The following is a 22,968-nucleotide window of genomic DNA, read 5'->3' on the forward strand; positions in this document are numbered from 1 at the left end:
ATGAGCCGACAGAACTACGTTTTCACCTCGGAATCCGTCGCCGAGGGGCATCCGGACAAGGTCTGCGACCGGATCTCGGACGCCATCCTCGATGCGTTCATGGCCGAGGATCCCTATTCGCGCGTGGCCTGCGAGACCTTCGCCACCACCGACCGCGTGGTGATCGGCGGCGAAGTGCGCGGCCCGGCCTCGGTCATCGCCCGGGTCGAGGAGATCGCCCGCGACTGCGTGCGCGACATCGGCTACGAACAGGACGGGTTCCACTGGGCCAACCTCAAGGTTGACAGCTACCTGCATGCCCAATCCGCCGATATCGCCCAGGGGGTGGATGCGGCCGGCAACAAGGACGAGGGCGCGGGCGACCAGGGCATCATGTTCGGCTATGCGACCGACGAGACGCCCGAACTGATGCCGGCGCCGATCCTCTACGCCCATGCGATCCTCAAGCGCCTGGCCGAGGTGCGCAAGAACGGCACCGAGCCGAAGCTGGGGCCGGACGCCAAGTCGCAATTGTCGATCCGCTATGTCGACGGCAAGCCGATGGGCGTGACCTCGATCGTGCTCTCGAGCCAGCATCTGGACCCGTCGCTGAGCTCGGCCGATGTGCGGGCCATTGTCGAACCCTATATCCGCGCCACCCTGCCGGACGGCTGGATCGACGCCGCCACCGAATGGCACGTCAACCCGACCGGCAAGTTCGTGATCGGCGGACCGGACGGGGACGCCGGGCTCACCGGGCGCAAGATCATCGTCGACACCTACGGCGGCGCCGCGCCCCATGGCGGCGGGGCGTTTTCGGGCAAGGATCCGACCAAGGTCGACCGCTCGGCCGCCTATGCCGCGCGCTATCTGGCGAAGAACGTGGTGGCGGCGGGGCTGGCCAAGCGCTGCACGCTGCAGCTGAGCTACGCCATCGGCGTGGCCAAGCCGCTGTCGATCTATGTCGATACGCATGGCACGGGGTCGGTGGACGACGCCGCCATCGAGACGGCCGTGGCCCGCAGCATGGACCTGACCCCGCGCGGCATTCGCACGCATCTGGGGCTGAACCGGCCGATCTTCGCCCGGACCTCGGCCTATGGTCATTTCGGCCGCGCGCCCGAGGCAGACGGCGGCTTCTCCTGGGAGAAGATCGACCTCGCCGGGGTTCTCAAGAGCGCGGTCTGAGACGGGCCGGGTCATGCGGGGGGCCAGCCCCCCGCGCCCCCCGCCAAAGGGGACCCTCGGGCCCCCTTTGGAAACCCCCGAGGATATTTAGAGAACAAAGATGTAAGTTAAGAGGGCGTTAAGCCGTCTTCTTTGCGCTTCAAATATCCTCGGGGGGTGAATGCCCGCAGGGCAGAGGGGGGCAGACGGCCCCCCTTCTTCGGCGCGGCAACGCCGCGCCGCTGGTCGCCCGAGGCGCCCGCGGCAGCGGGCAACGAGGGCGAAACCCCTCCCTTCAGCTCTCCAGCGCGCGGCCCAGCCGGGGCAGTTCCGCCTTCTTCAATGCGTTGCGCAGCGGGCGGCCCTCGAGGCCGGGCCAGACGCGGGCGACCTCGGCCTCGACCGCCTCGCGCCCGGCGAGCCAGAGTTCCATGCAGAGATCGTCGGGCGGGACCGCGCGCAGCCCGTGCGGGGCGAGGCTGCGGCGGGGGAAATCGCGCAGGTTCAGCGTGACCAGCAGCGCCGCGCCGCCTTCGATGGCGCCGGCCAGCACGTGCCGGTCACCGGGGTCGGGGAGGTCGAGCCACTCGGCCTCTGCCGCCGCGACTTCCGCCCCGGGCCAGCGGGCGCGCATCCGCGCCAGCGCCTCGGCGGCGCCGGGTTCGCCCTTGCGCGCCGTGGTGTGCAGCCATTCGGCCGCCACGCTTTCCGACCAGAGCGGCTGGTAGAGCCCGCGGTCGGCGAGGCCCAGCAGCAGGTCGCGCAGGATCGGCGGGTAGAGGACGCAGGTGTCGAGGAAGGCCTTAGTCAAGGCGGAAGGCGAGTGACTTCAGGTAGCCGCTTTCGGCCAGCTGCGGCAGCATCGGGTGGTCGGGACCGGCGAAGCCCGTATGGATCAGCTGCCCGCGCCGGCCGCCCTTGCCGATGCCCCGGGTCGAGGCGGCGCGGAACTGCGACAGATCCGCGGCATGCGAGCAGGAGCAGAGCACCAGATAGCCGCCCGGCGCCACCAGCGGCGCCGCAAGCCGCGCCACGCGTTCATAGGCCCGCAGCCCCGCGTCCAGCGCCTGGCGGTGCGGTGCGAAGGCGGGCGGGTCGCAGACCACCAGCTCGAAGCGCTCGCCCTCGGCTTGCAGCGCTTCCAGCGTCTCGAAGGCGTCGCCCTGGCGGCGGGCGAAGCGCTCCGCCAGGCCCATGGCGGCGGCGCCCCTTTCGGCCAGCACCAGCGCCGGTTCCGAGCCATCGACGGCCAGCGCGCTCTCCGCCCCCGCCGCCAGCGCCGCGAGGCCGAAGCCGCCGACATGGCTGAAGACATCGAGGACGCGCCCGCCCTTGGCCAGCCGCGCGGCGAAGGCGTGGTTGTCGCGCTGGTCGTAGAAGATCCCGGTCTTCTGCCCGCCGGTCAGGTCGGCCATATAGCTGGCGCCGTTCATCCGCACCGGCACCGGCCCGTCGAGCGCGCCTTTCAGGACCAGCGTCTCTTCGGTCAGGCCTTCGAGGCTGCGGGCTCGCCCGGTGCCGTTCTTGACCACGATGCCGACCCCGGTCACCGCTTGCAGCGCCGCCACCAGCATGTCGAGATGCGCCTCGGCCCAGGCGGCATTGGGCTGGATCACCGCCGCATCGCCGAAGCGGTCGATGACCACGCCCGGGAAGCCATCGGCCTCGGCATGGACCAGCCGGTAGAAGGGTTCGCTGTAGAGCCGTTCGCGCAGCGCCAGCGCATGGGCGAGCCGCGCCTCGAACCAGGCGCGGTCCAGCGCCGCCCCGGTGTCGCGGTCCAGCATCCGGGCGACGATCTTCGACTTCGGGTTGACGGTCACCAGCCCCATCGGCCGCCGCTCGCCATCCTCCAGCACGGCCAGCGCGCCCGGTTCCAGCGCATTGGTGCGCCGGTCGAGGACCAGCTCATCGGCATAGACCCAGGGGAAACCGTGGCGGATGGCGCGGGCTTCGGCCTTGGGGCGCAGGCGGACAACGGGGCGGCTGGAGGGGAGCGAGGTCATCGGTCAATCCTGAGAGGGCTGCCCCACCCATAGCGGCCCGGCGCCCGGGGCGGAAGGCCAAAGCGACACCGCCCCGCCCGGGAACTCCGGGGCGGGGCGGCTGCTCGGCGCGGGGCGAGGGACCCCGGCTTTCCTGTGATCGGTATCAGGCGGTGCGGGCAGCGGTGCCGCGGCCGAAGAGGCCGGCGATGCCGCGGCGCAGCGCTGCGAAGGATTCGACCAGCGCCTGGGCCTGCATGGCGCGCGCCTGGCGCTCCAGCGCGATCAGGTCCAGGTCTTCCATCTTGCTGAGTTCATAGGGATAAGCGGTCATGTCTGACATCCTTTGCTCGGGGGCGTCGTTAGTCTTTGTCTGAACCCAAGTTACGCCGCGATGCAGCAATCCGCCAGTGCCGATGCGGCAAAGCCGTATTGCACGCCGTGCAAGGCTCGCCGCCGGGTGCCGGGACGGGCGCCTGCCGCCCTTGCGGCGTTAGCGATAACGGCGTATAGGGGGCGCAAACCCCTCCCGTTCTGAACCGACGAGGCCCGCCATGCCCCTCGATGCCCGTATCCGTGACGTCACCGACCGGATCATTGAGCGTTCGCGTCCCGCGCGCGAGGCCTATCTCGCCCGGCTCGACCGGGCGGCGGCGCAGGGCCCGGCGCGGGCGCATCTGTCCTGCTCCAACGCCGCCCATGCCTACGCGGCGATGGGCGAGGACAAGGCGGCGCTGGCCGCCGACCGGCAGCCCAATCTGGGCATCGTCACCGCCTATAACGACATGCTCTCGGCCCATCAGCCGTTCGAGACCTATCCCGCCCTGATCCGCGAGGCGGCGCGGGCGGCGGGGGCCACGGCGCAGGTGGCGGGCGGGGTTCCGGCGATGTGCGACGGGGTCACGCAGGGCAGGGCGGGGATGGAGTTGTCGCTGATGTCGCGCGACACGATCGCGCTGGCCTCGGCCGTGGCCATGTCGCACGATTGCTTCGACGCGGCGCTCTGGCTCGGGGTTTGCGACAAGATCGTGCCGGGGCTGGTGATGGCGGCGGCGACCTTCGGCCATGTTCCGGCGGTCTTCGTTCCGGCGGGGCCGATGACCTCGGGCCTGCCCAACGATGAGAAAGCCAAGGTCCGCGTGGCCTTCGCCGAGGGCAAGGCCAGCCGTGCCGATCTGATGGCGTCCGAAATGGCCAGCTACCACGGTCCGGGAACCTGCACCTTCTACGGCACGGCCAATACCAACCAGATGCTGATGGAGATCATGGGCCTGATGCTGCCGGGCGCGGCCTTCGTCAACCCGGGCACCGGCCTGCGCGAGGCGCTGACGCGGGCGGCGGTGTCCCGCGCCGCGGCGATCACCCTTCTGGGCAACGACTGGCGTCCGGCCGGGCGGATCCTTGACGAGCGCGCCTTCGTCAACGGCATGGTCGGGCTGATGGCGACGGGGGGCTCGACCAACCTGATCCTGCACCTGCCCGCCATGGCCAAGGCCGCCGGGATCACCCTCACGCTCGAGGATTTCGATGCCGTGGCCCGGGCCGTGCCCTTGCTCGCCAAGGTCTATCCCAACGGCCTGGCCGATGTGAACCATTTCCACGCCGCCGGGGGGCTGGCCTATCTGGTGGGGCAACTGCTCGACGCGGGCCTGTTGCACGAGGATGTGGAGACCGTCGCCGGAACCGGCATTGCCCGCTACGCGCAGGAACCGAGGCTGATCGACGGCACTCTGTCCTGGGTCGAGGGGACGGGCGAAAGCCTCAACGACCGGATCCTGCGCCCGGCCCGCGATCCTTTCGCGCCCACCGGCGGGCTGAAACAGCTCAACGGCACCCTCGGGCAGGGGGTGATAAAGGTCTCGGCCGTCAAGCCCGAGAACCATGTGATCGAGGCCCCGGCCCGGGTGTTCCACGATCAGGAGGCGGTGAAAGCCGCCTTCAAGGCCGGGGAATTCACCGGCGATGTGGTGGTGGTGGTTCGCTTCCAGGGACCGCGGGCCAATGGCATGCCGGAACTGCATTCGCTGACCCCGGTGCTGTCGGTGCTGCTCGACCGCGGGCAGAAGGTGGCGCTGGTCACGGACGGGCGGATGTCGGGCGCCTCGGGCAAGGTGCCCGCCGCGATCCATGTCGCGCCCGAGGCCGCGGCGGGCGGGCCCATCGCCCGGGTGCGGGACGGCGATCTGGTGCGGCTCGACGCGGTGACGGGACGGCTCGAGGTGCTGGCCGAGGGCTTCGCCGACCGCCCGGCGGTCACCGCCGATCTCAGCGCCAATGATGTGGGCGTCGGCCGCGAACTCTTCGCCCGGCTGCGCCTCGGGGCCAGCGACGCCACCGAAGGCGCCTCGATCCTGTTCTGAACGCGGCCGCGCCACGCCCTTTTTCCATCTTTGTTCTGAAAATATCCTCCGGAAGGGGTCCGGGGAGGGTGGAAAACCCTCCCCGGGCGGGGGCGGGTGGCAACCCGCCGGGCGCCGGGGGGCTCGATGCCCCCCGGCGCCCGCCCTCCCTGTCAGTATCCCAACGCGCAGCCATCCTTGCGCGGGTCCGAGGCGCCGACCAGAACCCCATCCTCCCGGATCTCGATGGCCTGGGCGCCGCCCAGCGGTTCGGGCGACCAGCGGGTCTTGTGGCCCATCGCCGCCAGCGCCTCGGCCACGGCCGGGGTATGACCCTGCTCCAGCGCCAGCCCGTCGACGCCCGAGAAGAGCCCGGCGAAGGCCCGGGGCGCGTCCAGCGCCGCCTGCAGCTCCATGTCGAAATCCAGGAGGTTCGACACGACCCGCGCGTGCCCGCAGGGCTGATAGGCCCCGCCCATCACGCCGAAGGGCATCACCACCTTGCCACCTTTGCGCAGCATCCCCGGGATGATCGTGTGCATCGGCCGCTTGCCGCCGGCGGCCTCGTTGGCGTGGCCCGCCTCCAGCGTGAAACCGGCGCCCCGGTTCTGGAACAGGATCCCGAACCGGTCCGAGGCGATGCCGGCGCCGAAATCATGAAAGATCGAATAGATCAGCGATACCGCCATCCGGTCGCGATCCACCACCGACAGGGTGATCGTCTCCTTGTGCACCGCTTCGGTCAGGGGCGCGGGTTCGGCCATGGCGCGCCCGGGGTCGATCAGCGCCGCCAGCCCGGCCGCCGTCTCGGGCGCCAGCATGTGCTCCAGCCGCGTGACGTGATCGGCATCGGCCAGAAACCGGTTGCGGGCGTCATAGGCCAGCCGCGTCGCCTCGGCCTCGATATGGGTGCGCTCGACACCGGACGGATCCAGCCGCGACAGGTCGAAATGCGACAGGATGTTCAGCAGCAGGATCGCCGTGGCGCCCTGGCCGTTCGGCGCGTGTTCGATCAGCTCGACGCCCCTGTAGCTCCCGCTGACCGGCTGGCCGAGATGGCCCGCGACGGCGGCGAAATCCTCGGCCGTGTGGCTGCCGCCCTGGGCGCGGAGCGCGGCGAGCATGTCCTCGGCCACCTCGCCCTCGTAGAACCCCTTGCGCCCCTCGCGGGCGATGCGGCGCAGGACCTCGGCCTGTCCGGGCAGGGCGAAGCGCTGGCCGGTGACCGGCGCCCTGCCACCCGGAAGGTAGTGCATCCCGGCAGCGCCGTGCAGCGGGCGGGCCTGGGCCCAGTCCTGGGCGACGCGGGGCGCGACCGGCACACCGGCCTCGAAATAGGCGATCACCGGGGCCAGGATCTGCGCCAGTTCCAGCCTGCCCCAGGTCTCGTGCATCCGGCAGAAACCATCGACCGCGCCGGGCAGGGTCACCGAGTCAATCCCGTGGACCGGGACCGTGGCCAGCCCCCGCGCGCGCATCGCCGCGGCCGACAGACCGGCGGGCGCGCGGCCCGAGCCGTTCAGGGCATGGACGCTCTCCTCGCCCGCCGGTTTGACCAGCGCAAACAGATCGCCGCCAAGGCCGGTCATCTGCGGTTCGAGCAACCCTTGCAGGATGGCTGCGCCGATGGCGGCATCGACGGCATTGCCACCCTCCTGCAGGAGCCGGATCGCCAGCTGCGAGGCCAGCGGATGCGAGGCGGCGACCATGCCGTTGTCGGCATAGACGGCCGACCGCCCGGGTGTCTGGAAATCGCGCATCGAATCCTCCTGAGGCTTGGACCGGCAGGATGCGGTGCGGGGCCGGGATTGAAAAGTCCCGGATGGCGGAAAGCATGTTGACCGGCCCGGTCAGCAGGAACCGGGCCGGCCAGAGAATCGCTTGGGCAGCGACCGCCGACGCCGCAAACGGCGCCAGCCTGAAGGTCCGACGGGCGAGTGACGCAAGAAGGCGCGGCCGCTGATGAAATCACTCCCGCCACCGATCCGTGATCCTGGGGACCACACCCGACAGCGACAGTTCGCTGGCCTTCCTGACGCGACCCGACGGAAAAAGGATTGAGTAAAAAATCCTGGGTGCTGAAACGAGTCCGACGATGACCGGATTCGTCGTTATCGGCTTCACCCATTCGGGTTAAAACGCTCGCCAGAGCAGGAAAACTGGGGCATTCTTGACCCCCGCCTGTTCAGGGCCGTGCCGTTTGACCATGAGGGTTTCGTGACCGCCGAGCATTCCGTTCCCGCCTACAGCGTCGCATCCCCCGACGCGGCCGAGGCGCTGGACCCCGGCCGCGCGCGCCTTATCGGCAGCATCTACGAGGTGGTGCTGAACCCCGAGCATTTCGACAGTTTCATGGCCGATTGGTCGGATTTCGTCGATCAGCTGGCCCGGCGGCTGGGCGAGATGCAGGTGACCGACGAACCCTCGGCCCGCACGCTCGAGGATCCGGTGATCGAGGCGCATTTCCGCCGGGCCTTCGCGCTGTTCGAACGGATGGGGCGCGGCGAGACGGTGCTGCCCGGGGCGGGCGACGGCCGGGGGCCGCTGGTCCGGCTGGGGCGGGGCGGTGTGGTGCTGTCGGCCGGGGCCGAGGCCGAGACGCTGTTCGGCAGCCCGGTCACCGCCGAGGGGATCCGCGCCGCGCTCGAGCCCGACAGCGTCGCCCGGCTTGCGGCCTATCTCACCGCTGCCGACCGTGCCCCGGCCTCGGGACGGTTCACCGTCCTGTCGCTGGCCGAGGCGCCGGCCCAGGCGGCGCTGCCTGGCGGCGGGCTGGTGGCGGCGGTGACGGTCCGCGCGCCCGAGGGCGAGGGTTTCGTCACCGAACTGAAAGCGCTGAGCGTCGGCTGGAGCCCGGCGCTGTCGGGCATTCTGGTCGAGAGTTTCCGCCTGACCCCGCGCGAGGTCGAGCTGGTGCGCGAACTGACCCGGGGCGGCGATCTGCCCGCCGTCTCGCTGCGCAGCGGGCGCTCGCTCAACACGCTGAGGGCGCAGCTGAAATCGGTCTTCGCCAAGACCCGCACCGGCGCGCAATCCGAGCTGATGCGGCTGGTCGCGGCGCTGGTGCTGCATGGCCCTGACGGTGACAGCCGCCCCGACGCCGCCCCCGCCGCCAGCGAGCAGGAGATCGTCGTCGATGTCGGCGACGGGCGGCTGATGCCGGTGCTGACCACCGGTCCCGCGGACGGCCTGCCGGTGATCTTCGTGCATGGCATGCTGGAGGGGCTGGCCTCGCTCTCGCAGCTCGGGCCGGCGTTGCAGGCGGCCGGGATCCGGCTTTACGCGCCGATGCGGGCCAATTTCGGCGCCTCCTTCGTCGATCCGCGGATCCGCGAGGCGCCGGGCCTTTTCGCCCGCGACCTCGGCATCGTGCTGCAATCGCTGAACCTGCCGCGGGTGGTGCTGCTGGGACATATGGCCGGGGCGATCTATGCCTATGCGGCGGCGGGGCGGCTGGGGCGCGCGGTGGCGGGGATGGTGGGGGTGGCGGGGTGCGTGCCGATCACTTCGATCGAGCAATTCGCCGCCATGACGCCGCGCCAGCGGGCCGTGGCCTATACCGCGCGTTTCGCCCCGGCGCTGCTGCCTGCGGTGCTGCGCGCGGGCATCGCCCAGATCGATTCCAGCAGCGCCGAGAAATTCATGACGCCGCTCTATCCGACCGGCTCGCGCGACCGCGAGGTGGTCAGCCGCCCGGCCATCGCCGAGCGCATCATCGAAGGCTATCGCTATACCGTGGCCCAGGGCCAGAAGGCCTTCCAGATCGACGCCTGGCACGTGACCCGCGACTGGTCGGCGCTGGTGGCGGGTTCGGATTGCCCGCTGCATCTGATCCATGGCGAGCTGGACCCGGTGGTCAGCCTGCGCAGCGTGCGGGAATTCGCCCAGGCCCGGGCCCGCGCCCATGTCATCGAGATCGAGGGCGAGGGGCAGCTCTTGCTCTACGCCAAGCCCGGCCCGGTGCTGGCCGAGGTCGCGGATTTCGCGCGCCGCTGCCTGGCGACGCCCTGAGCCCGGGCGCCATTGCCGGATCGGCAGGGCACCCCATATAGTCAGGGCAACCCGGGAAAACCCTGATGCCCTCCAGCAATGACCTGATTATCGGCTCGTACAACGTGCACAAGGCCGTCGGCACCGACCGGCGGCGCGATCCGCATCGCACCATCGCGGTGATCCGCGAGCTGGGGGCCGATCTGGTGGCGTTGCAGGAGGTGGACCGCCGCTTTGGCGACCGGCGTGGCATCCTGGATCTGGCCGAGCTGGAGCGCACGACCGGGCTGGTGCCGGTGCCGCTGACCAGCCGCAAGGGCGCGCTGGCCCATGGCTGGCACGGCAACCTCCTGCTGTTTCGCGGCGCCGAGCTGGAAGAGGCGCGGGTCATCGACCTGCCGGGGCTGGAGCCGCGCGGCGCCATTGTCGCCGACCTGCGCTTCGGCACCCTGCCGATCCGGGTGATCGCCGCGCATCTGGGATTGCTGAAGAACTCCCGCCTGCAACAGGCCCGGCGCCTGGCCGATGAGATCAGCCCCGACCGGCCCACGCTGATGATGGGCGATCTGAACGAATGGCGGCAGGGGCCCGGCTGCTCGCTGATGCCGCTGAAGACCGGGCTCGACGCCGTGGACCGCGCCGCCACCGTGGCGAGCTTCCCGGCCGGGCGGCCGATGCTGGCCCTCGACCGGATCATCGGCTGCACAAGGGCCGAGGTGCTGGACCTCTCGCCGCATGTCTCGCCGTTGGCGCGGCTGGCCTCCGACCATCTGCCGATCCGCGCCCGGCTGAGGGTCGCTGCATGAACCCATGGCTCGAAGGGGCGCTCTGGGCGCTCGGCATCCTCGTCGTGCTGACGTTGGCGGGGCTCTGGCTGGCCGGGCGCTTTGCCAAGACGCGGCATGGCAAGGCCTCGAGCGTGCTGCCGCAGGGCTCGGATACCGAATACGACCGCCTGCTGGAGCCGCTGGAGCGCGGGCATCTCGGCCGCTCTGGGATGCGGCTGGTGCCCGATGAACGCGAGGCGCTGGCCCTGCGCCTGTCGCTGGCCCGCGGCGCCGAGCGCAGCCTCGATCTGATGTATTACATCTGGGAAGACGACGTGACCGGCCGGCTGCTGGCGGGCGAGGTTCTGGCCGCCGCCGACCGCGGCGTGCGGGTGCGCATGTTGATCGACGACGTGAACCTGATCCGCCGGGTGCCGGCCTACCGGGCGCTTGACCGTCACCCCTCGATCGAGGTGCGGCTCTTCAACCCGATCCGCAACCGTGACCGCAGCCTGTTGCGCGGGCTGGAGATGGTGGTCAACCTGCTGCCCTACAACCGGCGGATGCACAACAAGATGTTCCTGGCCGACAACCGGCTGGCCATCACCGGCGGGCGCAATGTGGGCGATCCCTATTTCGGGGCGCAGCGCGGGGCAGGGATCACCTTCGACGACCTCGACGTGATCCTGGCCGGGCCGGTGCTGCGCTCGATGGGTGATCTCTTCGACGCCTTCTGGAACTCGAATGTGGCGCTGCCGGTGCGCTCTCTGCGCATCGGCCGGGCGACCCGGCTGCGCCGCTTCCGCCTCTACCTGCAGCGCTTCCTCAGCGAGCCGCGCAACAGCAGCCTGATCGAGCGCCTGCGCCTGCCCCCGGCCGAGACGGCGATCGAGAGCCTGGGCATCGAGCGGCTCGACTGGATCGAGGGGATCGAGTTCATCGGCGACCCGCCGGAAAAGGCGCTGCAACGGCGGCGCGAGGGCTGGATGCCGGGCTCGATCATGCCGGTGGTCCGCTCGGCCAAGCGCAAGCTGCGCATCATGACGCCCTATCTGGTGCCCGGCAAACGCGGCATGGCGGCGCTGATCGAACTGGCCGGGTCCGGGGTCGAGATCGAGATCGTGACCAACGGCCTTGGCCGTTCGGACAGCGTGCTGGTCTATGGCGCCTATCGCTGGTATCGCCCGCGGCTGCTGAAGGCCGGGATCCGGCTGATCGAATACGCGCGGCCCGACCAGCCGGACACGATGCTGCACGCGAAAAGCTTCATCGTCGATGATGAGCGCGCCTTCGTCGGCTCATTCAATTTCGACCTGCGCTCGGCCTTCCTGAACACCGAACTGGGCATCCTGTTTGACGATCCCGACCAGATCCGCCGCCTCGACGCCATCATCGACGAGGCCTGCGCGCCGGGGCAGGGCTGGCGGGTCAGCCGCGACCGACATCTGTTGCTCTGGACCCGGGGCGAGGAACGCACCCATCAGGAACCCGGCACCAATTGGTGGAAACGGGCGCTGACCTTCTGCATCGGCCATCTGCCGATCCACGGCTTCCTATGACCAGAAGGCCCCGTCCTCGCGGTCGGGATTGACCGGGACGAAGGCCAGATCCGGCCGCGCCTCGGCCTCCAGCGCCTCGGCCAGCAGGGTGCGGTACGCGTGGCGGGGGATCTCGATCCCGCCCAGGCTCGCCAGATGCGGGGTCAGGTATTGCGTATCGACCAGCCGGAACCCGCCGCGGCGAAGCCGGGCCATCAGCTCGGCCAGCGCCAGTTTCGAGCCGTCGGTGACCCGGCTGACCATGCTCTCGGCAAAAAAGGCGCCGCCCAGGGCCAGCCCGTAGACCCCGCCCGCCAGCGTTCCGTCGGGGCTGCGCACCTCGATGGAATGGGCAAGACCCAGCCCGTGCAGCGCCTCGAAGACGCCGAAGATCTCGGCGTTGATCCAGGTGACGGGACGGTCGGCGCAGGCCCGGACCACGCCCGTGAAATCGCCGTCGCAGGAGAAGCGGAAATGCCCCCGCCTGCGGCTGCGCGCCAGCGAGCGCGAGGCATGGAACCCCTCGATCGGCAGGATGCCGCGGCGCTTGGGTTCGAACCAGTGGATGTCGGAATCGGTGGCGGTCTCGGCCATGGGGAAGACCCCGCCCGCATAGGCCCTGACGATCACCTCAGGCGTCAGCCGCATTCCGCCTCATCTTCGTTCTGAAAATATCCTCGGGAGGATTTTCAAGGAGGGTGGAAAACCCTCCTTGAAGCAGGGGGTGCGGGGGGCGGCAGCCCCCCGCCCATTGTATGAACTTGGGGCGGCAGCCCCCCGCTTGCACTCGACCCGTCTCACCCCAGCTCGTTGGCCAGGAACTTCTCCAGCCAATGGATGTCATAGCGCCCGGCCAGCACATCCGGGTTGTCGAGGAGCGCATCGAACAAGGGCACCGTGGTGTCGATCCCGTCGATGATCAGCTCGCCCAGGGCGCGTTTCAGCCGGGCCAGCGCCTCGGGCCGGTCGCGGCCGTGGACGATCAGCTTGCCGATCAGGCTGTCGTAATAGGGCGGGATCCGGTAGCCGGAATAGAGCGCCGAATCCATCCGCACGCCCAGGCCGCCGGGCGCGTGGAAAGTGTTCACCCGGCCGGGGCTGGGGGTGAAGTTCGGCAGCTTCTCGGCGTTCAGCCGCACCTCGATGGCATGGCCGCGGATCGTCAGATCCTCCTGCCGGAACGACAGGCGGTTGCCGGCGGCGACCATGATCTGTTCGCGCACCAGATCGACGCCGAAGATCGCTTCGGTCACCGGATGCTCGACCTGCAGCCGGGTGTTCATCTCGATGAAATAGAACTCGCCGTCCTCGAACAGGAATTCGACGGTGCCGGCGCCCGAATACTGCATCTTGCCGATGGCATTGGCGCAGATCGCGCCGATGCGGGCGCGCTGTTCCTCGGTGATGACCGGGCCGGGTGCCTCTTCCAGCACCTTCTGGTGGCGGCGCTGCAGCGAGCAGTCGCGTTCGCCCAGATGCACCGCGCCGCCCTTGCCGTCACCGAAGACCTGGATCTCGATATGGCGCGGCTTCTGCAGGTATTTCTCGATATAGACCTCGTCGTTGCCGAAGGCGGCCTTCGCCTCGGAGCGCGCGGTGCGGAAGGCGATTTCCAGCTCGGCCTCGGACTTGGCGACCTTCATGCCGCGCCCGCCGCCACCCGCCGTGGCCTTGATGATGACCGGATAGCCCATCTCGCCCGCCGTCTTCTTGGCGGTTTCCATGTCCGGCACGCCGCCGGGCGAGCCCGGCACAACCGGGATCCCCAGCGCCTTGGCGGTGTCCTTGGCGGTGATCTTGTCGCCCATCTGGCGGATGTGCTCGGCCCGGGGGCCGATGAAGGTCAGGTCGTGATCCTCGACCATCTGCACGAAATTGGCGTTTTCCGACAGGAAGCCATAGCCCGGGTGGATCGCCTGGGCGCCGGTGATCTCGCAGGCCGAGATGATCGCCGCCATATGCAGATAGCTGTCGACCGAGGGGGCGGGGCCGATGCAGATCGCCTCGTCGGCCATGCGGACATGCATGGCGTCGGCATCGGCGGTCGAATGCACGGCGACCGACTGGATGCCCATCTCGCGGCAGGCGCGGATGACGCGCAGCGCGATCTCGCCCCGGTTCGCGATGAGGATTTTGTCGAACATTGCCAGGGCCTTATTCGATGATCATCAGGGGCGCGCCGTATTCAACGGGCGTGCCATCGGTCACCAGGATGCGCTTGACCACGCCCGAGGCCGGGGCCGGAATGTGGTTCATGGTCTTCATCGCCTCGATGATCAGCACGGTCTGCCCGGCGCTGACCTGCTGGCCGACGGCGACGAAGGGATCGGCGCCCGGTTCGGCCGCGAGATAGGCCGTGCCCACCATCGGCGAGGAGACGGCGCCGGGATGGTCGGCCGGATCGGCCGAGGCCGGAGCGGCGGCTGCTGCTGCCGGGGCCGAGGGCGCGGCCGAGGGCGCCGCGGCCGGGGCCGCGTAGCTGACCGGCGCCGCCTGGACGATCTGCGATTGCTTGGCAACCTTGACGTTCAGCGTGTCATTCTCGCCGTATTCGCGCTTGACCGAGATCTCGGTCAGCTCGTTCTGGTTCAGAAGTTCCGCCAATGCCTTGATGAAGGCGACGTCGGAGGTGATGTGATCTTTGCTCATGGACATCCTCGTTGCGGCGGGTGCTGTCCCGGCCTGCGATGTTGTCTGACGCGTCCCGCGTTGTGCCGCGGGGTTATACGTCAGGCCCCGTCGCGTGAAAAGTGCCATTCTCCCGGTCGGGGATTCCATCGGCGCGCGCGGGGTCGGGCGGCGGCGCTTGCGTGCCGGTCGGCCGCATGGTGTAACAGCGGGATCGAGGAGGCAAGGGCCATGCCCAGACCCGCACCCAGACCCGCCTTGTCCGGCACGCGCATCCGCGCCCTGCGCACCGCGCGGCGGCTGGGGCAGGCGGATCTGGCGCGGATGGCCGGGGTCTCGCCTTCCTACCTCAACCTCATAGAACACAACCGCCGCCGGGCGTCGGCCCCGGTGCTGGAGGCCATCGCCAGGGCCCTGCAGATCCCGGCCGAGGCGCTGGACGAACGGGCGGGCGACGCGCAGATCCAGGCCCTGCGCACCGCCGCCGCCCGGGCCCAGCCCGGCACCGAGCCCGAGGTCGACCGCGCCGATGAACTGGTCGGCCGTTTCCCCGGCTGGGCGGCACTGCTGGCGCAATTGCAGACCCTGGCCGAGGCGCAGGAGCGGATCATCGAGCGGCTCTCCGACCGGATGGCGCATGACCCGAATCTCTCGGCCTCGCTGCACGAGATCGTCTCGGCGGTGACCTCGGTTCAATCCACCGCCGCGATTCTGGCCGAATCCGAGGATCTTGAGCCCGAGTGGCGGGCGCTCTTCCACCGCAACGTTCACGATGATTCCGTGCGGCTGGCCAATGCCGCCGAGGCGCTTGTCGCCTTCCTCGACACGTCGAGCGAGGAAACCGGCCTCGCCGCCCCGCAGGAGGAGCTGGAAAGCTGGCTCGAGCGGCAGGGCTTCCACGTCGCCGCGGTCGAAGCGGGCGGCGATTGGGCGGCGCTGATCGCCGGGCAGGCGGAACTCGCCTCGGCCGCGGCGCGCAGTCTGGCCGAGGATTGGCTGGCCCGCGCCCATGAGGATGCCCGCGCCCTGCCGCTGGGGCGGCTGATGCCGGTGCTGGTGCGGGTCTTCACCGCCGGGGCCGGTTTCGCGCCCGAGGAACTGGCGCGGCATTTCGGCGTCGGCTTGGCGCAGCTGTTCCGGCGGCTGGCGACGCTGCCGCCCGAACCGGGGATCCCGCGCTTCGGGCTGGCGATCTGCGACGGGTCGGGCACGCTGACCTTCCGCCGCCCGATCGAGGGCTTCCAGCTGCCGCGCTTCGGCGGTGCCTGCCCGCTCTGGCCGCTTTACGAGGCGCTGTTGCGGCCCGACCGTCCGGTGCGCGCCCCGGTGGAATTCGCCGGTCGCCCGCCGGGGCGGTTCATCGCCCATGCCGTGGCAGGCGCCCGCGACCCGCTGCGGTTCGAGCCGCCCTTCGTCTGGGAGGCCAGCATGCTGGTCACGCCCGCCTCGGTCGCAGGCGGCGCGGCCGAGGGCGAGGCGGTGCGGGCGCTGGGATCGAGCTGCCGGGTCTGCCCGCGCGAGTTCTGCCCGGGGCGGCGCGAACCCTCGATCGTCTCGGGCTGAGGGGCAGGGCGCGCCGCCTCACGCAGCCTTTGACAGCTTTGTGAATTGCCGCGATAGTTTCCGGGGCAGGCCGGCCGGGAGGGACGCGCCGCCCGGGTGGACCACCGGGGAGGACCATCGCATGAGCCACGACGGGGCCGAAGCCTCGGGGGGCGGCGGCACGGCGTCGATGGCGCCGCTGCCGGGCAGGCGCGGCGTCGGACGCCGCGTGCTGGTGGTCGAGGACGAGCCCAACATCTCGGAAGCGATCCGTTTCATCCTGCGCCGCGACGGCTGGGAGGTGGCGATCGAGGCCACCGGCACCGGCGCGCTGGCCCGCATCCGGGCCGAGGTGCCCGATCTGGTGATCCTGGACGTGATGCTGCCCGGCGCCAGCGGCTTCGACATCCTGCGCGCCTTGCGCGGCCAGCCGGGCACCGCTCCCCTGCCGGTGATCCTGCTGACCGCCAAGGGCTCGGCCCAGGTGCGCGAACAGGCGATGGCGGCGGGCGCCTCGATGTTCATCGCCAAACCCTTTGCCAATGCCGAATTGCTGGCTGCGGTGCGCCAGCTGGTCGGTGTATGATCGGCGCATGAAGCCGCCCCGCGCCCCCCTGTTCCTCCAACGCGAGACCTATCGCCGCCGTCGCATCATGGATGCCGCGCGGATCCTGCCGGTGGTGGGCTTCGTGCTGATCCTGCTGCCGGTGCTCTGGACCCGGGGGCGGGCGCTGAGCACGGCGGCAGAGGCGGTCTATCTGTTCGTGCTCTGGCTGGTGCTGGTACTGGCGGCGGCGGCGCTGTCGCGGCCCCTGCGCGCGGCGCTGAAGCGCGATGCCGAGGCGGCCGAGCGGCGGGCCAGCCCCGCCCCCGATGAGGGCGCGCCATGACCCTCAACATCCTGGTCCCGGCGGCGCTGGCCTATGTGATCTTCCTGTTCACCATCGCCTCGCTGGCCGAACGCCGGGCCGAGGCGCTGCGCGCCAGCGGGCGGCAGGCCCGGTTCCTGCGCTCGCCCCTGGTCTATACGCTGTCGCTGTCGGTCTATTGCACGGCCTGGACGTTCTACGGTGCGGTGGGCTATGCGGCGCGCTCGGGCCTCGAATTCATGACCATCTACCTGGGCCCGACGCTGGTCTTCGTCGGCTGGTGGTGGCTTCTGCGGAAGCTGGTCAGGATCGGCAAGGCGCAGCGCGTGACCTCCATCGCCGACCTGATCTCGTCGCGCTATGGCAAGTCGAACGCGGTCGGCGTCATCGTCACGGTGATCGCGGTCATCGCCACCACGCCCTATATCGCCCTGCAGCTGCAATCCATCGCCCTCAGCTTCGGCGCCTTCACCGCGGGCGAGACGCTGGCGCCGCAGCAACTTGCGATGTGGGTGGCGGTGGGTCTGGCGCTGTTCACCATCCTTTTCGGCACCCGGAACCTCGATTCCAACGAGCAGCACCACGGTGTCGTCACCGCCATCGCGGTCGAGGCGGTGGTCAAGCTGGTGGCGCTCTTGGCGGTGGGGATCTGGGTGGTCTGGGGCCTGGCCGAGGGGCCCACCGACATGCTGGCCCGCATCGCGCAGGCCGAGCGGCCGGAATGGGCCATCGAACCCGGACGCTGGATGGGGCTGACCTTTCTGGCGGGCGTGGCGATCCTGACCCTGCCGCGCATGTTCCAGGTCATGGTGGTCGAGAACGCCGACGAGAGCCATCTCGCCGTCGCCTCCTGGGCCTTTCCGCTCTATCTGATGGCGATGAGCCTCTTCGTGCTGCCCATTGCCGCGGCGGGGCTGATGCTGCTGCCGGAAGGATCGAACCCCGACCTCTTCGTGCTGACCCTGCCGCATGCGCTGGGACAGAACGGTCTGGCGATGCTGGCCTTCCTGGGGGGATTTTCCGCCGCCACCTCGATGGTCATCATCGCCGCGATTGCGCTGGCGACGATGGTGTCGAACCATATCGTCGTGCCGATGTGGCTGGCGTCCCGCCAGCGCGCCGCCGACCGGGGGCTGGCGCCCGCGCGCGATGCCAGCGACATGCGGGGGCTTGTGCTGAACGCGCGCCGTCTGTCCATCGGTGTGATCCTGGGGCTGGGTTACCTCTATTTCGCCATCTCGGGCGGGTCACGGGCGCTCGCCGCCATCGGCCTCATCTCGTTCGCCGGCATGGCGCAGGTGCTGCCCGCGCTGATCGGCGCGCTCTATTGGCGGGGCGCGAGCCGCATCGGCGCCGCGGCGGGGCTGGTGGTGGGCGGGCTTGCCTGGCTCTACACGCTGTTCCTGCCGTCCTTCGGTCCGGGCGTGATCCTCGGCGCCGAGCTGATGGCCGAGGGGCCCTTGGGCATCGGCTGGCTGAGGCCGCACGCGCTTTTCGGGGTCGAGGGGCTGGACCCGCTGCTGCACGCGCTCTTCTGGTCGCTGGCGCTCAACGCCACCGCCTTCATCACCGGCTCGCTGCTGAGTTTCCCCAGCCCGGTGGAACGCGTGCAATCGGCGCAATTCGTCAATGTCTACGACATCGGCCAGGGCGACGAGAGCCCCGGCGCCCGCGGCTGGTCGCGCGAGGCGGCCGAGAACGAGGCCGAGGATCTGCTGGCCATGTCCCAGCGCATCCTGGGCGCGGCCGAGGCGCAGAGCTTTTTCGAGGCCCAGACCCGCGGCCAGGGCAAGGCGGGGTTCCTGCCCGACCCGACGCCCGATTTCCTCGACAAGCTGGAGCGCGAGCTGGCGGGCTCGGTCGGCGCGGCCACGGCGCATGCGATGATCGCCCAGATCGTCGGCGGGCGGCTGGTGACGGTCGATGACCTGATGGCCGTGGCCTCGGAAACCGCGATGATCATGGAGCATTCGGCCCAGCTGGAGGCGAAGTCCGAGGAACTGGCCCGCACCGCCCGCCAGCTGCGCGAAGCCAATGAGCTTTTGCAAAAGCTCTCGGTGCAGAAGGACAGTTTCCTCAGCCAGATCAGCCATGAACTCCGGACGCCGATGACCTCGATCCGGGCCTTTTCCGAGATCCTGATGGACGACGAGGTGACCGGCGACGAGATCACCCGCTACGCCCGCATCATCCACGACGAATCGATCCGGCTGACCCGGCTGCTTGATGACCTGCTGGACCTGAGCGTGCTGGAGAACGGGCAGGTCAATCTCGACATACAGCGGGCCCTGCTGGGCGATCTGATCGACCGGGCGCTGATGGCCTCGAATTCGGTTCTGCCGCACCGCCACTTCACCCTGCGCCGCCAGAGCGCGGATGAAGAGATCGCGCTCAGCACCGATATCGGCCGGCTGACGCAGGTGTTCATCAATGTGGTGTCGAACGCCCGGAAATATTGCGATGCGACGGCGCCGGAGCTGCGCATCGCCGTGCGCCAGCGGGGCGGCAAGGTGGTGGTCGATTTCATCGACAACGGTTCGGGGATCCCCAAGAAGAGCCAGATGCTGATCTTCGAGAAATTCGCCCGGCTGACCGATACCCATCAGGCCGGCGGCGCGGGCCTCGGCCTCGCCATCTGCCGGGAGATCATGCACAATCTGGGCGGCGACATCGCCTATCTGCCGGGCCAGGGGGGCGCCGCCTTCCGCGTGAGCTTCCCGGCGCGGCTGGAGGCCCGGGCGCGGGCTGCTGAATAGGGTCGGACGGGTGGGGAGGGGGCGGGGGGCCAGCCCCCTCGACTCCCGGCCGCGCCAAGGGCGCGGCGTTCGCGGCCGAAACGCGCCACTGGCGCGTTTCCGAGACGCCGCTCACCCCCCGCCAAAGGGGACCCTCGGGCCCCCTTTGGAAACCCCCGAGGATATTTGAAGAACAAAGATGAAGGTTAAGAGGGTACTAGGCCCCATCTTTGTTCTTCAAATATCCTCGGGGGGTGAATTGGCCGTCAGGCCAAGAGGGGGGCAGAAAGCCCCCCTTCTTCGGCGCGGCGGCACGCCGCGCCGCTGGTCGCCCGAGGCGCCCGCGTCAGCGGGGGGCGAGGGCGAAAACCCTCAGATCCATTTGGCCAGCGGCGGCAGGCTCATCAGCACCGCATTCGCGTCATGGCCGGTCTCCAGGCCGAACTTGGTGCCGCGGTCGTAGACGAGGTTGTATTCGGCATAGAGGCCACGGTGGACCAGTTGCGCGTCGCGGTCGGCCTCGGACCATGCCGCGCCCCGGCGCTTTTCGCACAGCGGCGCGAAGGCGGGCAGGAAGGCTTCCCCAACGGCACGGGTGAAGGCGAAATCCTTCTCCCAGTCGCCGGTGTTGAGGTCGTCGTAGAAGATCCCGCCGACGCCCCGGGCGCGGCCGCGGTGGGGGATGAAGAAATACTCGTCCGCCCAGGCCTTGAAGCGCGGGTAGTACTCCGGGTCATGGGCGTCGCAGGCTGCCTGCATCCGGCCGTGGAAATGCGCCGTGTCCTCAGCGTATTCGAGGCAGGGGTTGAGGTCGGCGCCGCCACCGAACCACCAGGCGCCGGGGGTCCAGAACATCCGCGTGTTCATGTGCACCGCCGGGCAATGCGGGTTGCGCATATGGGCGACGAGGCTGATGCCCGAGGCCCAGAAGCGGGGATCCTCGGCCATGCCGGGCACGCCGCGGGCGGCCATGGCTTTCTGCGCGCGCTCGCCCAAAGTGCCATGTACCGCCGACCAGTTCACGCCGACCTTCTCGAACAGCCGGCCGCCGCGCATCACCGACATGATGCCGTCGCCGCCGCGGCCTTCGTCGCGGGTGGTCGGCGTCACCTCGAACCGGCCGGGGGGCAAGTCGCTGTCGGTCGTGTCCTCGAGGGCCTCGAAAGCCTGGGTGATGGTGTCGCGCAGGCTGCGGAACCATTCGGCGGCCTGGGTCTTGCGGGCTTCGGTCTGGTCCATCGGCGGTCCTCGGGTCTGGCGTCGGAAGAAGGGCGTATTTTCAGCAGAATGAAATCAGAGCGCGCGCCAGTCGATCCAGCGGCCGTGGAAATCGGCCCGGCCGAGTTCAATGGTCAGATCGCCGGGCCAGAGCCGCAGCGTGAGCGCGGCGCCGGGGCTCTGGCCGTCGTTTTCGTAGCGGAACCAGGCGAGGGGGGCGGTCGCGGTCGCGTGCTGGCCCGCGGCCTCGATCAGGGCGGTGCCGCGTTTCTGGCCTGCTTCGGGGATGTATTGCCAGGCGATTGTCGACCAGATCAGATGCAGTTGGCCCTCGCGCGGGGTCGCGAGGCGGGTTTGCAGCCAGTCGATGGCGTCGGCCTGCTCGGGCAGGGGCGGGCCTGCGGCAAGCGCGGCTTCGGTCAGGGCGAGGCGTTCGGGCTGGTCGGCCCAGAGATAGGCGAGGAGCCGGAGCCGTTGCGCGGGATCCCTTGCGTCGATCGGGTTGAGGTCGACGCCCGCCCGTTCGGCCACCGTGATCCGGGCCGCGGGCGGGGGGGCGCCCTGCCAGTCGGGGCGCAGGGTGAGGCGTGCGTCGCCCGGGCCGAAGCGTTGCTCGCCCAGCGCCAGGGCGAAACGGTCCCAGTTCAGGTTCAGCCCGGCGCTGGCGCCGAGTTCGGAGAAGGTGAGGGGCAGCCCGTGGCGCGCGGCCAGCCATTGGCCGGTGGCGATGAGGGCGGCGGAGCGGCGGACCTCGTTGGTCTGCGGCGGGCTGTCGAGGAAACGGTCGATGAAGCCCTGCTGGCGGTCCATCGCCCCGGCCACCGCCGTCCAGAGCGTCGGGTCATCGACCTGCTGCGGCGGATAGGCCTCGGCCAGAGGATCGCCCTGCAGGACCAGCGCATGCAGCGCGCCTGCGAGGCGCAAGGGCACGGAGTCGCCGCGCGGCGTCAGGTCGCCCTGCCAGGCGAAGAGGCGGCGGGTGAGGGGGCTGTCGGGCGCCAGCCGCTCGGCCAGCAGGGTGCAGAGCCGGGCCATGAAGGGCGAGCCGAGGCTGTCGCAGGCCTGGGCCTGGGCGCGGAAGGCGTCAGCGAGCGCGGTCATCGGAACCTGTCCGCGAGGCGCTGGAGGGGGGAGCGGGTGTCCTCGGTCGCCGGGGGCGGAGGCGTCTGTTCCGGGGCTGGCGCGGGCACGGCCGGTTTATCGCGGCCGGCGTTGCGGGCGGGGGCGGTGCGGGCGGCGACCGCGTTCTGGAACCGCGGGCCGTCACCGGCGGCGAGCGCATCGGCCCCGTCCGAGATGCCGCGCAGCAGATCGTCCAGCCATGCCTCGTCCGCCTTGGCGAAATCATGCAGCACATAGCCTGCCACGCGGTCCTTGTGTCCGGGATGGCCGATGCCGAGGCGCACGCGGCCATAGGCCTCGCCGATATGCTGGTGGATCGAGCGCAGGCCGTTGTGACCGGCGTGCCCGCCGCCCTCTTTCAGGCGCAGCTTGCCGGGGGCGAGGTCCAGCTCGTCATGGAACACGACGACATCGGCGGGGCTCAGTTTCAGGTAGCGCATCGCCTCGCCGACCGCCTGGCCCGAGAGGTTCATGAAGGTCTGGGGCTTGAACAGCACCAGCTTGTCGCCGCCCAATCGTCCCTCGCTCACCTGCGCCTGGAACCGCGCCTTCCACGGCCCGAATCCGTGATCCCCGGCGATGCGGTCCAGCGCCATGAAGCCGATGTTGTGACGGTTCTGCGCGTATTGCGCGCCGGGATTGCCGAGGCCGACGAAGAGTTTCATGGCCCGGGTTCTAGCGCCTGGGCGGGGGCCTGTCCATCTGGCGCGCGCCGCGAACCGCGGCTTGGGGAACCTGGCCCGGGCCCCGGCGGTTGGTTCGGGAAAGGAGAGAGCCCATGCCCGACCCGAGCCTCAAGGACGAAAACTTCTACCGGACGCTGCGCGACGAGGGGATGTCGAAGGAAAAGGCCGCCCGCATCTCGAACGCGCGGGCCAATCCCGACCAGCACCCGTCCGAGAAGGGCGGCAGGGCCAGCCCCTATGAGGACTGGACCCGGGACGCGCTTTACCAACGCGCGCGGGAGATCGGGATCGACGGCCGTTCGACGATGAACAAGGCCGCGTTGATCGCGGCGCTGCGCAACCATTGAGGCGGCGCCCCGGAACTCACCGGGTCGCCCATGCGTTGGCTGGCTGAAAGGAGGCG

At 70.0% G+C, this 22,968-nt stretch carries 20 protein-coding genes; 10 read left to right on the top strand and 10 right to left on the bottom strand.

Annotated features, from left to right (window positions below; genetic code table 11):
* Entirely contained in the window at nucleotides 1–1,167 is a 1,167-nt protein-coding gene (gene metK / locus DDE23_RS15725; protein WP_107752784.1) for a methionine adenosyltransferase, read from the top strand.
* A gap of 274 nt (nucleotides 1,168–1,441) precedes the next feature.
* On the opposite strand, the gene DDE23_RS15730 is transcribed toward metK, so the two are convergent.
* From DDE23_RS15730 to DDE23_RS25145, 3 genes are all read right to left on the bottom strand, one after another.
* Complete coding sequence (locus tag DDE23_RS15730) at nucleotides 1,442–1,957, bottom strand: RSP_2648 family PIN domain-containing protein (protein ID WP_107752786.1); 516 nt, start codon at nucleotides 1,955–1,957, stop codon at nucleotides 1,442–1,444.
* A complete protein-coding gene (locus tag DDE23_RS15735) occupies nucleotides 1,950–3,152 on the bottom strand; it encodes an RSP_2647 family RNA methyltransferase (protein ID WP_107752788.1) in 1,203 nt (400 codons plus the stop codon). Before DDE23_RS15735 ends, DDE23_RS15730 begins: the two co-directional genes overlap by 8 nt.
* A 145-nt stretch (nucleotides 3,153–3,297) precedes the next feature.
* A complete protein-coding gene (locus DDE23_RS25145) occupies nucleotides 3,298–3,465 on the bottom strand; it encodes an RSP_7527 family protein (protein ID WP_157958043.1) in 168 nt (55 codons plus the stop codon).
* 220 nt (nucleotides 3,466–3,685) lie between these two features.
* On the opposite strand from DDE23_RS25145, the gene edd reads away from it, so the two are divergent.
* Complete coding sequence (gene edd / locus DDE23_RS15740) at nucleotides 3,686–5,491, top strand: phosphogluconate dehydratase (protein ID WP_107752790.1); 1,806 nt, start codon at nucleotides 3,686–3,688, stop codon at nucleotides 5,489–5,491.
* A 152-nt stretch (nucleotides 5,492–5,643) separates the two neighbouring features.
* Here the strand turns inward: edd and DDE23_RS15745 are convergent, their stop codons facing one another.
* Complete coding sequence (locus DDE23_RS15745; protein ID WP_107752792.1) at nucleotides 5,644–7,230, bottom strand: gamma-glutamyltransferase family protein; 1,587 nt, start codon at nucleotides 7,228–7,230, stop codon at nucleotides 5,644–5,646.
* A gap of 457 nt (nucleotides 7,231–7,687) precedes the next feature.
* Here DDE23_RS15745 and DDE23_RS15750 point away from each other — a divergent pair, with 457 nt between their 5' ends.
* The 3 genes from DDE23_RS15750 (at nucleotide 7,688) to DDE23_RS15760 (ending at nucleotide 11,786) form a co-directional block, all read left to right on the top strand.
* Entirely contained in the window at nucleotides 7,688–9,481 is a 1,794-nt protein-coding gene (locus DDE23_RS15750; protein ID WP_107752794.1) for a bifunctional helix-turn-helix transcriptional regulator/alpha/beta hydrolase, read from the top strand.
* A gap of 65 nt (nucleotides 9,482–9,546) precedes the next feature.
* A complete protein-coding gene (locus tag DDE23_RS15755) occupies nucleotides 9,547–10,266 on the top strand; it encodes an endonuclease/exonuclease/phosphatase family protein (RefSeq protein ID WP_107752796.1) in 720 nt (239 codons plus the stop codon).
* Entirely contained in the window at nucleotides 10,263–11,786 is a 1,524-nt protein-coding gene (locus DDE23_RS15760; RefSeq protein ID WP_107752798.1) for a phospholipase D-like domain-containing protein, read from the top strand. Before DDE23_RS15755 ends, DDE23_RS15760 begins: the two co-directional genes overlap by 4 nt.
* On the opposite strand, the gene aat is transcribed toward DDE23_RS15760, so the two are convergent.
* From aat to accB, 3 genes are all read right to left on the bottom strand, one after another.
* Nucleotides 11,781–12,413: a leucyl/phenylalanyl-tRNA--protein transferase gene (aat, locus tag DDE23_RS15765; RefSeq protein WP_107752800.1), complete on the bottom strand. Its 633-nt coding sequence runs from the start codon at nucleotides 12,411–12,413 to the stop codon at nucleotides 11,781–11,783. The genes DDE23_RS15760 and aat overlap by 6 nt on opposite strands.
* Before the next feature lie 149 nt (nucleotides 12,414–12,562).
* Nucleotides 12,563–13,909, bottom strand: a complete 1,347-nt coding sequence (gene accC, locus DDE23_RS15770) for an acetyl-CoA carboxylase biotin carboxylase subunit (protein ID WP_107752802.1) — start codon at nucleotides 13,907–13,909, stop codon at nucleotides 12,563–12,565.
* A 10-nt stretch (nucleotides 13,910–13,919) separates the two neighbouring features.
* Complete coding sequence (gene accB / locus DDE23_RS15775; protein WP_107752804.1) at nucleotides 13,920–14,414, bottom strand: acetyl-CoA carboxylase biotin carboxyl carrier protein; 495 nt, start codon at nucleotides 14,412–14,414, stop codon at nucleotides 13,920–13,922.
* Nucleotides 14,415–14,624: 210 nt separating this feature from the next.
* Here accB and DDE23_RS15780 point away from each other — a divergent pair, with 210 nt between their 5' ends.
* The 4 genes from DDE23_RS15780 (at nucleotide 14,625) to DDE23_RS15795 (ending at nucleotide 19,560) form a co-directional block, all read left to right on the top strand.
* Nucleotides 14,625–15,956, top strand: coding sequence for a helix-turn-helix domain-containing protein (locus DDE23_RS15780; protein ID WP_107752806.1), 1,332 nt, complete (start codon nucleotides 14,625–14,627; stop codon nucleotides 15,954–15,956).
* Between the two features lie 121 nt (nucleotides 15,957–16,077).
* Complete coding sequence (locus DDE23_RS15785; RefSeq protein WP_323021931.1) at nucleotides 16,078–16,521, top strand: response regulator transcription factor; 444 nt, start codon at nucleotides 16,078–16,080, stop codon at nucleotides 16,519–16,521.
* Nucleotides 16,522–16,528: 7 nt separating this feature from the next.
* Nucleotides 16,529–16,825 (top strand): DUF6611 family protein, encoded by a 297-nt coding sequence (locus tag DDE23_RS15790; RefSeq protein ID WP_107752808.1) that lies wholly within the window; start codon nucleotides 16,529–16,531, stop codon nucleotides 16,823–16,825.
* A complete protein-coding gene (locus DDE23_RS15795) occupies nucleotides 16,822–19,560 on the top strand; it encodes an ATP-binding protein (protein WP_107752810.1) in 2,739 nt (912 codons plus the stop codon). The genes DDE23_RS15790 and DDE23_RS15795 overlap by 4 nt, the downstream gene beginning before the upstream one ends.
* Before the next feature lie 351 nt (nucleotides 19,561–19,911).
* On the opposite strand, the gene hemF is transcribed toward DDE23_RS15795, so the two are convergent.
* Genes hemF through pth form a run of 3 tightly spaced genes read right to left on the bottom strand, consistent with a single transcriptional unit; the run spans nucleotide 19,912 to nucleotide 22,544 of the window.
* On the bottom strand, nucleotides 19,912–20,778 hold the full coding sequence (gene hemF / locus DDE23_RS15800) for an oxygen-dependent coproporphyrinogen oxidase (RefSeq protein ID WP_107752812.1): 867 nt from the start codon (nucleotides 20,776–20,778) through the stop codon (nucleotides 19,912–19,914).
* A 54-nt stretch (nucleotides 20,779–20,832) separates the two neighbouring features.
* On the bottom strand, nucleotides 20,833–21,858 hold the full coding sequence (locus DDE23_RS15805) for a DUF2332 domain-containing protein (protein ID WP_107752814.1): 1,026 nt from the start codon (nucleotides 21,856–21,858) through the stop codon (nucleotides 20,833–20,835).
* Nucleotides 21,855–22,544, bottom strand: a complete 690-nt coding sequence (gene pth, locus DDE23_RS15810; protein WP_107752816.1) for an aminoacyl-tRNA hydrolase — start codon at nucleotides 22,542–22,544, stop codon at nucleotides 21,855–21,857. The genes DDE23_RS15805 and pth overlap by 4 nt, the downstream gene beginning before the upstream one ends.
* A 113-nt stretch (nucleotides 22,545–22,657) precedes the next feature.
* On the opposite strand from pth, the gene DDE23_RS15815 reads away from it, so the two are divergent.
* Nucleotides 22,658–22,912 carry a DUF7218 family protein gene (locus DDE23_RS15815; protein WP_107752818.1) on the top strand — a complete coding sequence of 85 codons (255 nt, stop codon included), beginning with the start codon at nucleotides 22,658–22,660 and terminating at the stop codon, nucleotides 22,910–22,912.
* Nucleotides 22,913–22,968 lie beyond the last annotated feature (56 nt).

Origin of the sequence: Pararhodobacter aggregans (assembly GCF_003075525.1) — a bacterium.
Classification (GTDB): Bacteria; Pseudomonadota; Alphaproteobacteria; order Rhodobacterales; family Rhodobacteraceae; genus Pararhodobacter; species Pararhodobacter aggregans.

Bases quoted from the DNA above. Each gene is read 5' to 3' on its own strand.
- accC (WP_107752802.1), bottom strand. From the start codon at position 13,909: ATGTTCGACAAAATCCTCATCGCGAACCGGGGCGAGATCGCGCTGCGC.
- DDE23_RS15805 (WP_107752814.1), bottom strand. From the start codon at position 21,858: ATGACCGCGCTCGCTGACGCCTTCCGCGCCCAGGCCCAGGCCTGCGAC.
- aat (WP_107752800.1), bottom strand. From the start codon at position 12,413: ATGCGGCTGACGCCTGAGGTGATCGTCAGGGCCTATGCGGGCGGGGTC.
- DDE23_RS15795 (WP_107752810.1), top strand. From the start codon at position 16,822: ATGACCCTCAACATCCTGGTCCCGGCGGCGCTGGCCTATGTGATCTTC.
- metK (WP_107752784.1), top strand. From the start codon at position 1: ATGAGCCGACAGAACTACGTTTTCACCTCGGAATCCGTCGCCGAGGGG.
- hemF (WP_107752812.1), bottom strand. From the start codon at position 20,778: ATGGACCAGACCGAAGCCCGCAAGACCCAGGCCGCCGAATGGTTCCGC.
- pth (WP_107752816.1), bottom strand. From the start codon at position 22,544: ATGAAACTCTTCGTCGGCCTCGGCAATCCCGGCGCGCAATACGCGCAG.
- edd (WP_107752790.1), top strand. From the start codon at position 3,686: ATGCCCCTCGATGCCCGTATCCGTGACGTCACCGACCGGATCATTGAG.
- DDE23_RS15745 (WP_107752792.1), bottom strand. From the start codon at position 7,230: ATGCGCGATTTCCAGACACCCGGGCGGTCGGCCGTCTATGCCGACAAC.
- DDE23_RS15755 (WP_107752796.1), top strand. From the start codon at position 9,547: ATGCCCTCCAGCAATGACCTGATTATCGGCTCGTACAACGTGCACAAG.
- DDE23_RS15790 (WP_107752808.1), top strand. From the start codon at position 16,529: ATGAAGCCGCCCCGCGCCCCCCTGTTCCTCCAACGCGAGACCTATCGC.
- DDE23_RS15815 (WP_107752818.1), top strand. From the start codon at position 22,658: ATGCCCGACCCGAGCCTCAAGGACGAAAACTTCTACCGGACGCTGCGC.
- accB (WP_107752804.1), bottom strand. From the start codon at position 14,414: ATGAGCAAAGATCACATCACCTCCGACGTCGCCTTCATCAAGGCATTG.
- DDE23_RS15760 (WP_107752798.1), top strand. From the start codon at position 10,263: ATGAACCCATGGCTCGAAGGGGCGCTCTGGGCGCTCGGCATCCTCGTC.
- DDE23_RS15735 (WP_107752788.1), bottom strand. From the start codon at position 3,152: ATGACCTCGCTCCCCTCCAGCCGCCCCGTTGTCCGCCTGCGCCCCAAG.
- DDE23_RS15780 (WP_107752806.1), top strand. From the start codon at position 14,625: ATGCCCAGACCCGCACCCAGACCCGCCTTGTCCGGCACGCGCATCCGC.
- DDE23_RS15785 (WP_323021931.1), top strand. From the start codon at position 16,078: ATGAGCCACGACGGGGCCGAAGCCTCGGGGGGCGGCGGCACGGCGTCG.
- DDE23_RS25145 (WP_157958043.1), bottom strand. From the start codon at position 3,465: ATGACCGCTTATCCCTATGAACTCAGCAAGATGGAAGACCTGGACCTG.